General features: G+C 70.1%; 8 protein-coding genes. 6 read left to right on the top strand and 2 right to left on the bottom strand.

Features of this window, described 5'->3' with window-relative positions:
* Positions 1 to 2: 2 nt before the first annotated feature.
* A complete protein-coding gene (locus ABD209_RS00585; RefSeq protein WP_344060606.1) occupies positions 3 to 1,955 on the bottom strand; it encodes a vWA domain-containing protein in 1,953 nt (650 codons plus the stop codon).
* Between the two features lie 10 nt (positions 1,956 to 1,965).
* Complete coding sequence (locus ABD209_RS00590) at positions 1,966 to 3,363, bottom strand: sigma 54-interacting transcriptional regulator (RefSeq protein WP_344060609.1); 1,398 nt, start codon at positions 3,361 to 3,363, stop codon at positions 1,966 to 1,968.
* 182 nt (positions 3,364 to 3,545) lie between these two features.
* On the opposite strand from ABD209_RS00590, the gene ABD209_RS00595 reads away from it, so the two are divergent.
* The 6 genes from ABD209_RS00595 to ABD209_RS00620 all read left to right on the top strand — a co-directional run bounded on the left by ABD209_RS00595 (position 3,546) and on the right by ABD209_RS00620 (position 13,974).
* Positions 3,546 to 5,189 carry a DHA2 family efflux MFS transporter permease subunit gene (locus tag ABD209_RS00595; RefSeq protein WP_344060612.1) on the top strand — a complete coding sequence of 548 codons (1,644 nt, stop codon included), beginning with the start codon at positions 3,546 to 3,548 and terminating at the stop codon, positions 5,187 to 5,189.
* Positions 5,190 to 5,341: 152 nt separating this feature from the next.
* Positions 5,342 to 8,425 carry an FtsX-like permease family protein gene (locus tag ABD209_RS00600; protein ID WP_344060614.1) on the top strand — a complete coding sequence of 1,028 codons (3,084 nt, stop codon included), beginning with the start codon at positions 5,342 to 5,344 and terminating at the stop codon, positions 8,423 to 8,425.
* Positions 8,422 to 11,211, top strand: coding sequence for an FtsX-like permease family protein (locus ABD209_RS00605; protein ID WP_344060616.1), 2,790 nt, complete (start codon positions 8,422 to 8,424; stop codon positions 11,209 to 11,211). Before ABD209_RS00600 ends, ABD209_RS00605 begins: the two co-directional genes overlap by 4 nt.
* Complete coding sequence (locus ABD209_RS00610) at positions 11,211 to 12,134, top strand: ABC transporter ATP-binding protein (RefSeq protein WP_344060619.1); 924 nt, start codon at positions 11,211 to 11,213, stop codon at positions 12,132 to 12,134. Before ABD209_RS00605 ends, ABD209_RS00610 begins: the two co-directional genes overlap by 1 nt.
* Positions 12,127 to 12,885 carry an ABC transporter ATP-binding protein gene (locus tag ABD209_RS00615; protein WP_344060622.1) on the top strand — a complete coding sequence of 253 codons (759 nt, stop codon included), beginning with the start codon at positions 12,127 to 12,129 and terminating at the stop codon, positions 12,883 to 12,885. The genes ABD209_RS00610 and ABD209_RS00615 overlap by 8 nt, the downstream gene beginning before the upstream one ends.
* A 45-nt stretch (positions 12,886 to 12,930) precedes the next feature.
* Entirely contained in the window at positions 12,931 to 13,974 is a 1,044-nt protein-coding gene (locus ABD209_RS00620) for an SGNH/GDSL hydrolase family protein (protein ID WP_344060625.1), read from the top strand.
* Positions 13,975 to 14,028 lie beyond the last annotated feature (54 nt).

The following is a 14,028-nucleotide window of genomic DNA, read 5'->3' on the forward strand; positions in this document are numbered from 1 at the left end:
ACTCACCAGGACTGACGCGAACCCAGGTAGGACCCGACCACGGCGACCCCGAGATCCTCGGTCTCCGGCGCGACCACGCGCCCGTCGACCCGTCGGGCGAGTTGGTCGATGAAGCGCTGCAGGCCCCGGTCATCGCCGAGCCGGAAGAAGGTCGTGCGCGCGCCCAGTCGCCCCGCGGCATCCAACTCGCGCACGGTCAGCGCGATCGTCAGCGGATGCGGCGGGTATTCGAAATAGATCTCGCCGTCCGGCTCCAGATGCGATGTCGGTTCGCCATCGGTGACGATCAGCAGCACTGGCGTGGCATTGGGGTGCTTGCGGAAATGCCGGTTGGCCAGCAACAGCGCATGGTGGAGATTGGTGCCCTTGGCCCACATCGGCTCGAGCCCGGTGAGCTGGTCGATGTCCATCACCTGAGCCGCCCGGCCGAAGGCGATCAGCTGGAGCCGGTCGCCGCGGAAGCGCGTCGAGATCAACTGATGGAGCGCCAGCGAGGTGCGCTTCATCGGAACCCAACGCCCGTCCATGGCCATCGAGAAGGAGGTGTCCACGAGCAGCGCGACCGCGCTCTGGGTGCGCGCCTCCGTCTCGGTCACCTCGACATCCCCGATATCGAGCCGTATGCCGTGCCTCACCTCGCCGCCCGTGCTCACCTGCCGCAGAACGGCATTCGTTACCGTGCGCGCGACGTCCCAGCTTTCGGTGTCACCGAACTCCCAGGCCCGGGTGGCGCCGCTGGGCTCACCGGCCGCGCCGGCCAGACGCAGATCGCGCTGGCCGAGCCGCCTGGACATGCGGTCCGCGACATCCTTCAACAAGCTCTTGCCCAGCTGGCGCATCGCCTTGGGGGAGAGGCGGAGCGAGCCGTCGGAGCCGCGTTTGAGATAGCCCGAGTCACGCAGGGCCTCCTCGATCTCGCGCAGCATCCGGGCATCGACAGCCGCCTGTTCGCCGACCTGCCGGGCAAGGGCGTCGAGGTCGACGTCGTCCATCCGGGCGCCCGGATAGGCCTGGGAGAGTTGCTCGGCGAGTTGGTCGAGCTCGGCGAGATCCTGCAGCATCCCCGTGCCGTCGCCCAGTCCGAGCCCGTGCTCGCCGCTGAACCGCTCGGACCCGTCCCAGTCCGCGCCCGGTCGCAGCCCCTGGAGGTTGGCGTCGAGCCGGCCCAGGGTGTCCAACAACTGCGGCGAACCGAATGCCTGCTGCGAGAGCGTCATCAACTCCGAGCGCTGCTCCTGCGTCATCGAGTTGAGCATCCGCTGCGCGGCCGCGGCCCGCTCGGCGAGGGCGTCGATCAGTTCGTCGATCGATCCCGGATTCTCGGGGAAGAACTGACCGTGCTTGGCCAGGAACTCGGCGAACGGCTCGCCCGTGTCCTCGCCGCGAGCGTGTGCTTCGAGCAGGTCGTTCAGGTCGGCGAGCATCGCGGCGATCGCCGCGCGGTCGGCCTCCGTTGCGCCTTCGAGCGCTTGCTTCATGCCCGCGAACCGCTGATCCAGCACCTCCCGGCCCAGCAGGTCCTTGATCTGTTCGAATGCCGCGCGGGCGTCGCTGCTGCGCCACGAGTAGTCGCCGAGCGCCGTCACCGCGCCGGCCGTGGACGGTGGCAGGCCATCGAGTTGCATCTCGGCGAAGCGGGCGTCGTCGTCCAGCTCGCGCGCGAGCTGTTTGCGCTCGGCCAGGACGGCCTTGTCGAGCAGGTCACGAACCTGCTCCAGGGTGGCGCCGAGGCGGTTGCCGCGCAACAACTCCTGGCGCCGCCGGGCGACCTGCGCCGCCAGGTCGTCCAGCCCGCGTTGCCTGTCGCTGCCGCGGCGCAGGAATTCCTGCAAGGCGCGCTCGGGTGAGTAGCCGGCCATGACGTCGTCCCCGATCGCGGCGAGAGCCTCGCCGAGGTCGACGGGCGGCGCGAGGGGGTCGCCGCCGGCATACGGGCCGTAACGGGCGCCGCTCATCGCGGGCGCCTCAGGCGGACTCACCGTAGAGCGTGGCCCTACCGTCGGTGTCCTTGCCGATCCGCTTGGCGAGATAGAGGCCTTCGAGGGCCATCTCCAGGGCACTGGCGCGCTCACCGGTCGTCGTCGCGTCCACCCGGTCGGCGACCTCGTCATACAGGGAGGAGTTGCCGAGATCGGGCAGAGCGGCGAGGAATTCGCCGGCCGCGACCTGACCGCCCGTGGCCACCAGCGCCCCGCCGGCGAGAGCCTCGACGAGTAGGCGGAAGTCGATGCCGCGGAAGGTCTCGCGCGCGGTCTCGGCGCTCGCGAGCCGCAGGAGGTGATCGAGCACTGCGCGCTCGCGGCCCTCCTCGCCGGACTCAAACTCCACCTTGCCGCCCAAGACATCAAGGGCGGCGGTCAGGTCGACGACCCGGGCGACGGCCTCGGACTCGCCCTGACGGGTCGCCCGATGCCGAGCGGCCGCGGCGATGGTCTCAGCCGCCGCGATCGAGAAGCGCGCAGAGACGCCCGAGCGCTGATCCACGGCAGTCGACGCACGCAGGTGGCGGGTGAAGCGGGCGAGCACCTCGGTCAGGAAGGGCGGGACAGTGGCGACAAGGTGCGCCTCCTGGCCGATGACCGCCACTTCGTCGACGAGCGCCACCGGATAGTGCGTGCGGATCTCGGCCCCGAAGCGGTCCTTCAACGGGGTGATGATGCGCCCGCGGTTGGTGTAGTCCTCGGGGTTTGCGCTGGCGACGACGAGCACATCGAGCGGCAGGCGCAACACATAGCCGCGGATCTGGATATCCCGCTCCTCCATCACATTGAGCATGGCGACCTGGATCCGCTCGGCAAGATCGGGCAGCTCGTTGATGGCGACGATCCCGCGATGCGAGCGTGGGATCAGCCCGAAGTGGATGGTCTCGGGGTCACCGAGATGGCGGCCCTCGGCGACCTTCATCGGATCGACGTCGCCGATCAGGTCGGCGACCGAGGTGTCCGGGGTGGCGAGCTTCTCGGCATACCGCTCGGAGCGGTGGCGCCATTCCACGGGGAGGTGATCGCCCAACTCCGCGGCGCGGCGGATCGAGGCGGGGGTGATCGGGTCATACGGGTGCTCACCGAGCTCGGAGCCGGCGATGACCGGCGTCCACTCGTCGAGCAGGCCGACCAGGGTGCGCAGCAGGCGGGTCTTGCCCTGGCCGCGCTCGCCGAGAAGGACGATGTCGTGACCGGCGATGATCGCCCGCTCGACCTGCGGGATCACCGTCTCATCGAAGCCGTGCAGGCCCGGCCACGGGTTCTCGCCGGCAGCGAGCTTGGCCAGGAGGTTCTCGCGCAGTTCCTCCCGCACGCCGCGGGCGTGATGGCCGGCGGCGCGCAGTTGGCTGACGGTGGCGATATCGGGAGCGTCGGTCACCGTCTGACGCTAACCTGCGCGACTGGGAAGCGGGCGACGTGGCCGTCAGAAAACCGGAAAGAATGAACGTTCAACTGCGCTACACTTTTCTGATCGCCCGGCCGAGACGCCGGCCCTGCCGGCCCAGTCGACACTTCGGCTCGCCGGCTCCCATCCCCTCCATTCATCACCGGAGCCCACCTGTGTCAACAGCCACAACCCATCCGGCGCCGACCGACTATCCCGACAAGATCGACGGCGCCGTCCTGAAGATCGCGGGCGTCGTCGTTCTCGGCGCGATCATGTCGATTCTCGACATCACCGTCGTCAATGTCGCGCTGCCGACCCTCCAGCACACCTTCGCCAAGGGTGGGGAGGACCTGGCCTATTCGACCGTCGCGTGGACGGTCACCGCCTATACCCTCGCTCTCGCCGCCGTCATCCCGCTGACCGGCTGGGCGGCCGACCGCTTCGGCACCAAGCGCCTCTACATGATGGCGGTGGCCTTCTTCACGCTCGGCTCGGTGCTGTGCGCATCCGCCGGCTCGATCAACCAGTTGATCCTCTACCGGGTCCTGCAGGGCCTCGGCGGTGGTCTGCTGATGCCGCTGGGCATGACCATCATGACCCGCGCGGCCGGCCCGAACCGGATGGGCCGCCTGATGGCCATCCTCGGTGTGCCAATGCTGCTCGGCCCGATCCTCGGGCCGATCCTCGGTGGCTACCTCATCGATGCCGCGAGCTGGCACTGGATCTTCCTGATCAACCTGCCGCTCGGTCTGATCGCCTTGGCGTATGCCGCGTGGGCGCTGCCCAAGGACCGCCCGGTCCCGAGCGAGTCCTTCGACTTCCTCGGCATGCTGATGATGAGCCCCGGTCTGGCGATGTTCCTTTACGGCATCTCCTCCATCCCGGGTGAGGGCACCTTCTTCTCCGCCAAGGTCATGGGCTGGGGTAGCGCCGGTCTGGCCCTGCTGGTGGCCTTCGTGATCTACAGCTTCAAGCCCGAACACCCGCTGCTCGACTTCCGCCTGTTCAAGAACAAGAACCTCACCGTCGCCGTCATCACCATGTTCATCTTCGCGGCGGCCTTCTTCGGCGGCTTGCTGCTGGTGCCGACCTACTTCCAGAACGTCCGGCACGAGGACGCCTTGCACGCTGGCCTGTTGGTGGCACCGCAGGGCATCGGCGCGATGCTGACCATGCCGATCGCCGGCGCGCTCGCCGACAAGATGCCGGTCGGGCGGATCGTCCCCTTCGGTCTGGTGGCCATCATCAGCGGGATGTTCTTGCTTTCGCGGGTCGACGGCACCACATCCTACTGGGGCTACATCATCCCGGTGCTCTTCCTCATGGGCCTGGGCATGGGCGCGACGATGATGCCGATCATGACCTCGGCCATCAAGACGCTGACGGCCCACCAGGTCGCCCGCGGTTCGACGCTGATCAACATCGCCCAGCAGATCGCCAGCTCCGTCGGCGTCGCCATCATGTCGGTGGTCCTGACCAACGGCCTGACCAATGACAAACTTGTCTCCCAGGCCGGCGCCTTCGCCGAGGCCAGCAAGGGCGTCACCGACCCGGCCAAGCTGCAGACCATCCTGGCCCAGTTTCCGTTGGTCGGCGAGTATTTCGCCAAGGCCGGTGGAGACATGGCCGCCGGTGGTGCGGCCCTGAGCAGCGCCGTCGCCGACGCGATGGGCAAGGTCTTCGGCCACAGCTTCCTGGTGGCGGCCTTCCTGGTGCTGCTGACGCTCATCCCCGCGTGGTTCCTGCCGCGCAAGCAAGAGGAGAGCCACCTGCTCGACGACGAGGACGCTCCTGCGACCCCGATTCTCATGCACTGACGCGTCTGCGTCCACGGAGCCGGCCCGGCGCGCACGCCCCGGGCCGGCTTTGTGCTGCCACCAGTCAGCACAGGCTGGGTGACGTTGGGGTAGGTTGCACCCTGCTGTAGGACACCTAAAGTCTGCTAGCAGAAGTTAGGAACGGGGGGCCCGTGCGCTGGTTGGGTGTCGCCCGCAAGCGCGTGCGCACCCATCTCGCTGCGCTCGCCGCCGTGTGGGCGACGCTGTTGATCTCGTTGCTCGTCCTGGGCTCCCTGCAGCTGTTCGCGCTCGTCATCGGCGACGCCAGCGCTCGGGGGGTGCTGGAGAGCGCTGACCCGGCGGCGCGCACCATCGCGGTCAACGCCTCGATCAAGGCCGGCACGCTGCCAGCGCGCCGGGCGGAAGTCACGGCCGCCATCGCCGGGATTCCCGGCGCTCGCCTCTATGAGGCCGACACCGCCGTCGCGCGGGGCATCGAGGGCCGAGGTCCCCAAGATCGTGCGGTCCTTGCCGACCTGCCCGCCCTCACCTCGCTCGCCCGGCTCGACGTCGGCGCTTGGCCCACCCCACCGGCCGCCGGCCGGCCCGTCGAGGCCGTCGTCCCGACAGCGACCGCGCACGCCGCGGGCTGGCAGGTCGGGCAGGAGTTGCGACTACCGAGCCTGATCGACGCATCCGCTGCCCCAGTCCAGGTGCGGATCTCGGGCACCTTCACACCGCGCGACCGATCCGACCCGACCTGGCTCGACGCGCCGCTCGCGCTGGCGGGTGTCGGCAAGGGTGACTTCACGGCATACGGGCCGCTGGTGCTCGCGCCGGGCGCCTTCGACGGCGACCTCGGCGCCGGGGCGAGCGGCGCCTGGCGGGTGACCATCCCTTGGCAGCAGATGTCGACAGGCGATGTCCGGCGCTTCCAGGCCGCCCTGGGGCCGGCGCTGGAGAAGTTGCGCGCGAACAGCCATCTGCGCGTCGCCACGGGGCTCGACCGGCTGCTCGCGACCTCCGACCTGACCGCCAACCGCGTCCGGATCGCCCTGCTGACCCCCACCGTGCTCCTCATGCTCCTCGGCGGCACGGCCCTCGCGCTGGCCAGCGTGCAACTGTCCACTCTTCGCACGTCCGAGACCGCCCTCCTGCGCTCCCGGGGTGCCTCCGCCAGACAGATCCTCGCGCTGGCGGGTCTCGAGGCCGGCATAATCGTCGGCTCCTCCCTGCTCGCGACGCTGCTCCTCGCCCCCGCTCTTGTGCAGCCGCTCGCCGGCGCGACCGGGCTGCTCGCCACCGGCACGCGCGTCCGGGACGGCCTGACCACACCGAGCGTGTGGGTCACGATGGCCGTATCGGCCGCCCTCGGCGCCCTGATCATGGTCGCGACGGCAATCCGCGGGGGCCGCTTGCGCACTGAAGGCGCCCAGAGTGCGCGCATGCAGCGATTGGCCCGATTCGCCGGCTCCGGGCTCGACCTCGCCCTGATCGCCCTCGGCGTGCTCGGGGTGCTGCAGCTGCGGCGGTATGACGCCGCGGCCGCCAAGCTCGACCCCCTCACCATCGCGGCCCCCGCGTTGTTTATTAGTGGCCTCGCCGTGGTCGCCCTGCGCGTGATCCCGTATGCCGCGCGGCTCGCCTCCCGGATCGGCTCCCGGTCCGCGGGCCTCGGGTTGGCCTGGGGCGCTTGGCAGGTCGCGCGGCGGATCGCGGGGCAAGGCGTCGCGATCCTCCTCCTGCTGCTCGCGATGGCCATGGGCACCCTGGCGCTCGGTCAGCAGCGCACCCTCAGCGCCGCATTGTCCGACCAGAGCGACTTTGCTGCCGGCGCGCCCGTTGTCGTCGAACTCGGGCCGGCGGCCCGGCTGGCGTCCCCGTCCACCAGGACGGCCGAGCTGGCTGGTGGCGCGGACCGGTCAATGGCGGTCTACCGGACCACCAGCTATCTGCCCGGTTCCACCGCCGCGACCAGTGTGCTTGCCGTGGACACCCGCGCGCCCGGGGTCCCCCTGCCGATGCGGCCGGATATCGCCCGGGGCCGGTCGTGGGCGGATCTGTTCGCCGCCGTGCGAACGGATCCGCTTGGGATCCCCGTCCCGGCGGGCGCTGCGAGGTTCGATGTGTCCATGCGGGTGTCCTCGTTCAGCGCGTTCGGCGCCGATCGGGGTGCGCTCGTGGCGGTGTTGGCACGTCCCGATGGCAGCCGCGTCGACGCGGAACTCGGGATGATTGGGCTAGGCCGGGTGCGCGCCGATCTCGATCTCGGGCCGCTCGACCTGCCCACTGGGACTCACCTGCTCGGGATGACCATTAGCCCAGATGTCCCCTGGCCGCTCGGAAACGATGCGCTCAGCCAGGCGCAGGTTAATGATGTCGTTTTCGCATTCGATGGCACGGCGGTGGCGCACGGCGACAAACCCCAGCTGAGTTGGGGCAGCGGGGTGCTCATCCTGGGCCCGCGTCTTCGCTCAGCGCCGATCCCGGTGGTGATGACCGACGCGGCGGCTGCCCACGCCAAGCTCAAGATCGGCTCGACCGGGACCCTACCGCTGCTCCTCGGTGCCCGGCCGGTCAAACTCATGGGGACCGTAGCCGCCTTGCCGACTGGGTCGCCGGACCCTACCTTGGGCGTGCTCGCCGATCTCGCAGCAGTCAACGATGCGCTCTTTTTTCCGCCGTCGGCGGGCGTCGACCCCAATCCCGCCGCACTCGACCCCCAGTCCTATTGGCTGGCTCCGTCCGACCCGGCACAGGCGGCTGCCCAGCTCACGGGCGAGAAGGGCCTGGTCTCCGCGGTGACCACGCGCGAGGAGATCCTCGCCGAACGTCGAGCAGGCGCGGTCAACGCCGGTATGCGGTGGGCCATGCGCCTGGTCACCGCCGCCGCCGCCGTGCTCGCCCTGCTGGGCTTTGCCGCCACCACCGCCGCGTTGGGGGCCACCCGGGCCCACGACTGCGCGGTGCTCGCCGCGCTCGGGATGCCGCCGAAGGGGATCCGCCGCGTCTTGGTCCTCGAACGACTCACCGTGGTCGTCGTCACGGTCGTCACCGGTCTCGCGCTCGGCCTGGCCGGTTCCGGCCTCATCGTCCCGCTCCTCGTCGGCGCTGACGGGCACCCGCAGATTCCGCCCATCCGGCTGGTGCTCGACCTGCCCGCCGTCCTGCTCTTCGCCACGGCGATGATCACGGCGCTCAGTGTGGTCGCGGCGCTGGTCGTCAGCCGCATCGTGCGCGATATCTCAGCCCAGCTGCGGGAGGGGGAGCGATGAGTCGTCCCCTCGGCCTGACGACCCTGTGGCGCCGCCACCTGCGCCGGCGTGGCCCGGCGCTTCTGCTCGCCCTGCTGTGCGCCCTGACCACGGCCTTTGTGGTGGCCGCACCGAGACTGCAGGACACGGCATACGACAAGGGGGTGGGCGAGGCGATCGAGCGCTTCCCGCGCGGCATGCGCGAACTCGTCCTGACCTACCGCAACCCGGGGAGTCTGCAGTTCGGCGGCGACATCTCATCGATGCCGTTGCGCGAGCCGGTCCCGCCGACGGGTCACGCCAGGGTCATCGACCAAACACTCGGCCCAGCCAGCCGCTTCCTCCGCCCGACCTCCATTTCGGTGACGACCGACCAGAAGTCGCTGCGCGGGCCGGGAAGGTCACCGACCGGGGACAACCGGCAGGCTCTGGTGCGGATCCAGGACGGGTTCGATGCGCACGTCCGGTATGACGCGGGCGGTCCGCCACCGACGGCGACCGAGACCAAGGTGCTCATCGAGGACGATGTGGCCACTGACTACATCGACCTCAAGTGGCGTACGCCGATCATTCCGGTGGCGATGCCGGCGAGTTTCGCGCGGGCGTGGGGCGTGGGCGTGGGCGACCGGTTCACCTTGACGGATATTCAGTCCAGACGACTCGGGACGCCAGAGATCATCGTCGAACTCGCCGGGACTTATACCGCGATCGATCCGCGAGATCCCCTCTGGGACAACGATCGCAGCATGATCGACGGTGCTGTCTACCCCTCGCCGGAGGGCGGCAGCATCCAGCAGGTCACCTTCATGACCTCGAACGCCAACTACGGCCCGCTGGGCTCCGCGCTGGGGCCGATGCCCGCTGACTTCGTGATGCCGGATCAGTCGAGGACCGCTGTCGGGGTCATCCACGAGTGGCGATATGGCATCGAGCCTGGTGCCATGACCCGGGAGAGCCTGCAGGAGGTGCTCGACGGCATCACGGCTCTGCGCTCCGATGTGGACCTCTTCGGCAATGAACGCCCCACACTCAACACCGGCCTGCCGGCCATCGCCGATTTCTACCACCACGCGGTGACGGTCACGGCCGCCCTGTCGCTCTTCCCGGTCGTCGGCTTGCTCGCGCTGTCCGGGTTGGTGGTGGGACTCGCCGCCTATGTGCTCATCGCTCGGCGCACCGACGCCTTGCGATTGCTACGCACTCGCGGCGCCGGAACCCTCCAACTCGCGGGGCTGAGCGCGGGTGAGGCAATCTGGTGGCCGCTGTTCGCTGTCCCCCTCGCGGCTGCGGCCGTCCTACGGACGGTCTCCGGCGTCTCGCCCCGCTGGTCGATCGCGCTCGCGGTGACACCGCTCCTCGTCGTGGCACTCGTCGCCGTGGCCACGGGCGTGCGAGCCGCGCGGTCGGCCGGGCGCCCGATGCCGGTGGGGGCCACGGGCGCGGCGCGCCGAGTGGTCCTGGAACTCTTCATTCTCGCTGGCGCGTACTTCTCGGTTTCCACGGTGCGCAGCCGCGGGGACGCCGTTCGCGCCGGCCAGTCCGACTGGTATGCCGCCCTCGCCCCAGTGCTGCTCGCGCTCGCCGTGGCCGTCGTGGTGCTGCGGATCTATCCCTGGCCGGTGCGGCTGGCTGCGGCGTTCGCTCGGCGGGGCCGCTCCTTGCTCGGCTTCGTCGGGCTCACCGGCGCGGCGCGTGAGCGGGGCGCGGCCCTGGTGCCCTTGGTGGCGCTCGTCGTCGCGACCGCGATCGCCGGCTTCCTGACCACGGTGACGCACTCGATCGGTGAGGCGAGGGGGCTGGCCGGCTATCGAGAGGTCGGTTCGGACGTGCGGATCGATGCGGTGCGCGTCGACCCGGAGGAGCTCACCGTGTTGGCCGCCCGGCCGGGCGTGAGCGCGGCGGTGCCGGCCTACCGTGAGGTCGGTGCCCAGGTGACCGGAGTGGCGGGCAGTGGCGTGCGAACGGCGACGCTCATCGCGACGGATCTGACGGCATACGCGAAATCCGTTGCGGGCACGCCGGATTCCTTCACCGTGCCAGCGCTCCCCGCCGCAGACGGTGGGGTGCTGCCGGCGATCGTGAGCGCGCCGCTCCAGGCCGACCGCATCACCGTCAAGATCGCCGGGGAACTGCGCAATATCAAGGTCGTGGCCGTCGATCCGGGGCTCAATCGCGACAGTGCGACCTCGACCGCGCCGGTGGTGGCCCTCGACTTCGCGTCACTGAAGGCGATCCAGGGCGGGGTGCAGGCCAATACCGTCTTCCTCCGCGCCGACCGCGCCGCCGCCGACGCGCTGACGGCCACGCCGCCGACGAAGCTGTCACAGAAGGTCGTTGACCGCTACGCCCTCGAGGCGGCGACGCGCACCGGCGCCCTGCCGACGCTGGTGCGGCTGATCGCGTTGCTCGCCACGATCGGGGCGCTCGGCCTGGCCGCGCTCTCGATCTTCGTGTTGCTGACCTTGACTCGAGCGCGTCGGGAGTTCATCGCGGTCCGGCTGCGGACGATGGGCCTGCCGAGCCGCGGCAGCTGGCGACTCGGGGCAGTCGAGGTGCTGCCGCTGGTGGTCGCCGGGGTCGCCCCCGGCCTGGCGATCGGGTTGTTCCTCCCGCGCCTGATGTCGGATGTGCTCGACCTGGGGCCCTACACCGGGGGGGCTGCGCGTCCCCCGCTCCTGCCGTCGTATGCCGCCGCTGCCGCGATCGTGCTCGCCACGCTCGTCCTGGCCGCCCTTGCGGTCGCCGTCGACGCGCGCCGGGCGCGGCGCACCAGACTTGCCGAACACCTGCGAGCAGGAGGGTCCTGATGACGGCCGACACGATGGTCACCGAGCCCGAGATCGTCTGCGACAACCTCGTGCGGATATTCAAGTCCGAGGGCATCGAAGTGGTCGCCCTTCAGGGGCTCGATCTGGTCGTGCCCAAGGGCGAGTTGATGGCGCTGGTCGGGGCATCCGGATCGGGGAAGTCGACTCTGCTGAATGTCTTGTCCGGCTTGGACATCCCGAGTGCGGGGCTGGCGAAGGTCGCGGGCAAGGACCTGCTCTCGATGTCTGGACGCGACCGGGTGGTCTATCGCCGCGAGACCGTCGGCTTCCTCTTCCAGCAGGCGAGCGCCAATCTGTTCCCCTATCTGACGGCGGTCGAGAACATCCAGGTGCCGATGGCCCTGGACGGGCGCAAGCGATCCGAGCGGCACCCGCGCGCGATGGAGTTGCTGGACATGCTCGGCATCCCCGAGTGCGCGGACCGCGGCTTGACCCAGCTGTCCGGCGGTCAGCAGCAGCGGGTCGCGCTCGGCGTCGCGCTCGCCAATTCGCCTCGGGTCCTGCTCGCTGACGAGCCGACCGGCGAGTTGGACACGCAGAGTTCCGACGAGGTCTTCGCCGCGATCCAACGGGCCAATGCGGCCTATGGCACGACCGTCGTGGTCGTCACGCACGATCCCTTGGTCAGTGAGCATGTGCAGCGGACGGTCGGTATCCGCGACGGTCGCACCTCCTCGGAAGTGGTGCGGCGCGGGGAAATCGACGAGCACGGCAATGAGTTCGTGGTGGCCGAGGAATATGCCGTCCTCGACCGGGCCGGGCGCTTGCAGCTGCCCCGAGAGTTCACGACGGCCCTGGACATGAAGGATCGGGTGCGGCTGGACCTCGAGGCCGATCACATCGGTGTCTGGCCGGACGGGTCCCGGCGGGCACGGGAGCAGGAGGTGGCTGGCGATGAATGAGGCGTTCGCGAACGACGTGCGTGGGCCGCAAGGTGCGGTCGACATCGCGGGGCGGGGCACGGCATACGTGCAGGTGCGAGGGTTGGTGCGGACCTTCGGATCGGGCGCCACGGCCGTGACGGCCCTGCACGGCATCGATCTGGAGGTGTGGGCCGGTGAGTTCGTCGCGGTGAAGGGACGTTCGGGGTCGGGCAAGACGACCTTGCTGAACATCCTCGGCGGGCTGGATCGGGCGGATGGCGGGACGGTCTTCGTCGACGGGCACGAGGTGACGGCCATGAGCGATGCCGATGTGCTGCGGATGCGGCGCGAGCGGGTGGCCTACGTCTTCCAGGGGTTCGGGCTCCTGCCGATCCTGACCGCGCGCGAAAATGTCGGAGTTCCGTTGCGGCTGAAGAAGGTTGCGCCCGCCGAGCGCGAGCGTCGGGTCGTCGAAGTCTTGGAGCGCGTCGGCCTGGGTGCGCACCTGAATCAGACACCGGCCGAGCTCTCGGGTGGTCAGCAGCAGCGGGTCGGGCTGGCACGCGCGCTGGTCGCGGACCCCGGGCTATTGCTCGCCGACGAGCCGACCGGGCAGTTGGACTCGGGCACGGCGCGCGAAATCATGCAGTTGATCGCCGAACTTGTCCGCGACATCGGGATGACGGCTATCGTCACCACCCACGACCCGGTCTTGCTCTCGGTCGCCGATCGCGTGATCGAGATCGCCGACGGGCGCATTGTCGGCGGGTTCGAGGAGCCGGGCATTTAATCTGAACCAGTCGCCGACGACGGCGGCCGGACTGGGAGAGGTGGCGTGACCACGGTGGCCATCGCGTATGTGGCATTGGGCGATTCGTATGCTGCCGGGGTCGGCGGGGGCCCCAGTCACGGAGCCTGCTGGCGCGCCGACGCCGGCTATCCAGTGCTCGTCGGGCGGCGGCTTGGGCTGCCGGTGGCCTACAACGCGTGCCTCGGCGCGACGATCGCCGACGTGCTCGCGCATCATCTGGACGCGCTCGGTCCGCAGACCTCCCACGTGTCGATCACGGTGGGCGGCAACGACATTGGCTTCGTGCCCGTGCTCATCGCGGCCGCCGAGCCGGCCTGGATGTCCAACTCTGACACGGCGATCGATGCCGCGCTGATCACCATGCGGCGATCGCTGCCCGGCCGGCTGGACGGGCTTTTCGCCGAGGTCACGCGCCGGGCTCCGGGGGCGCAGGTCGTGGTCTCGGGCTATCCGGCGCTCTTCATGGGCGAGGACTGCAGCCCGTTCACCTTCTTCTCGGCGCACGAGATGACGCGTCTGAACGACGCGGCCGACGAGCTGCGCTCGATCATCGCCGCGGCCACCCGCCGGGCCGGTTTCGGGCTGGCGCGCGTCGCGTCGAGCTTTGTCGGGCACGCCGTGTGCTCGTACGCGGAGTGGATCAACGGAGTGTCCTGGCCGGTCGAGGCGTCCTTCCACCCGAATGCCCTCGGGCACAAGGCGTATGCCGACCTGGTCCTGCGCGCCTTCGGCGTGGCGGCTGGGCCGGGCGATCTCGAGCCGGGGCCCGAGGCCGCGCCCGGAGACCTGGCGGAGCCGGCAGGGCGGGAGTCGGAGGTGATCGAAGGGCCGTGCATCCCGGGGTCGGCGCCGACCTTCGCGCTGCCCGATCTGCTGAGCGCGCGCAGCCTGGCCGGCGCGCGCAGCTTCGGACTCGACCCCGCGGAAGTGGCGCGCCTGGCGACCGTGCTGCACGAGAACGCGGAGCCCGGGATGCGGTCGGCCCCAGCGGCCCAAGCGGCAGCCGCGCGGCTGCGAGAGCTGGACCGCCAGGCCGCCGCCGCCCGGGGCGTCGCGGGCATGGCGTGAGCAGTGGGTCGAGCGCGACGCACCGCCGCCAACTTCCGCTCGCCACTCGGTCGC

The sequence above is a fragment of the Nostocoides vanveenii genome, assembly GCF_039531165.1.
Taxonomy (GTDB): domain Bacteria; phylum Actinomycetota; class Actinomycetes; order Actinomycetales; family Dermatophilaceae; genus Nostocoides_A; species Nostocoides_A vanveenii.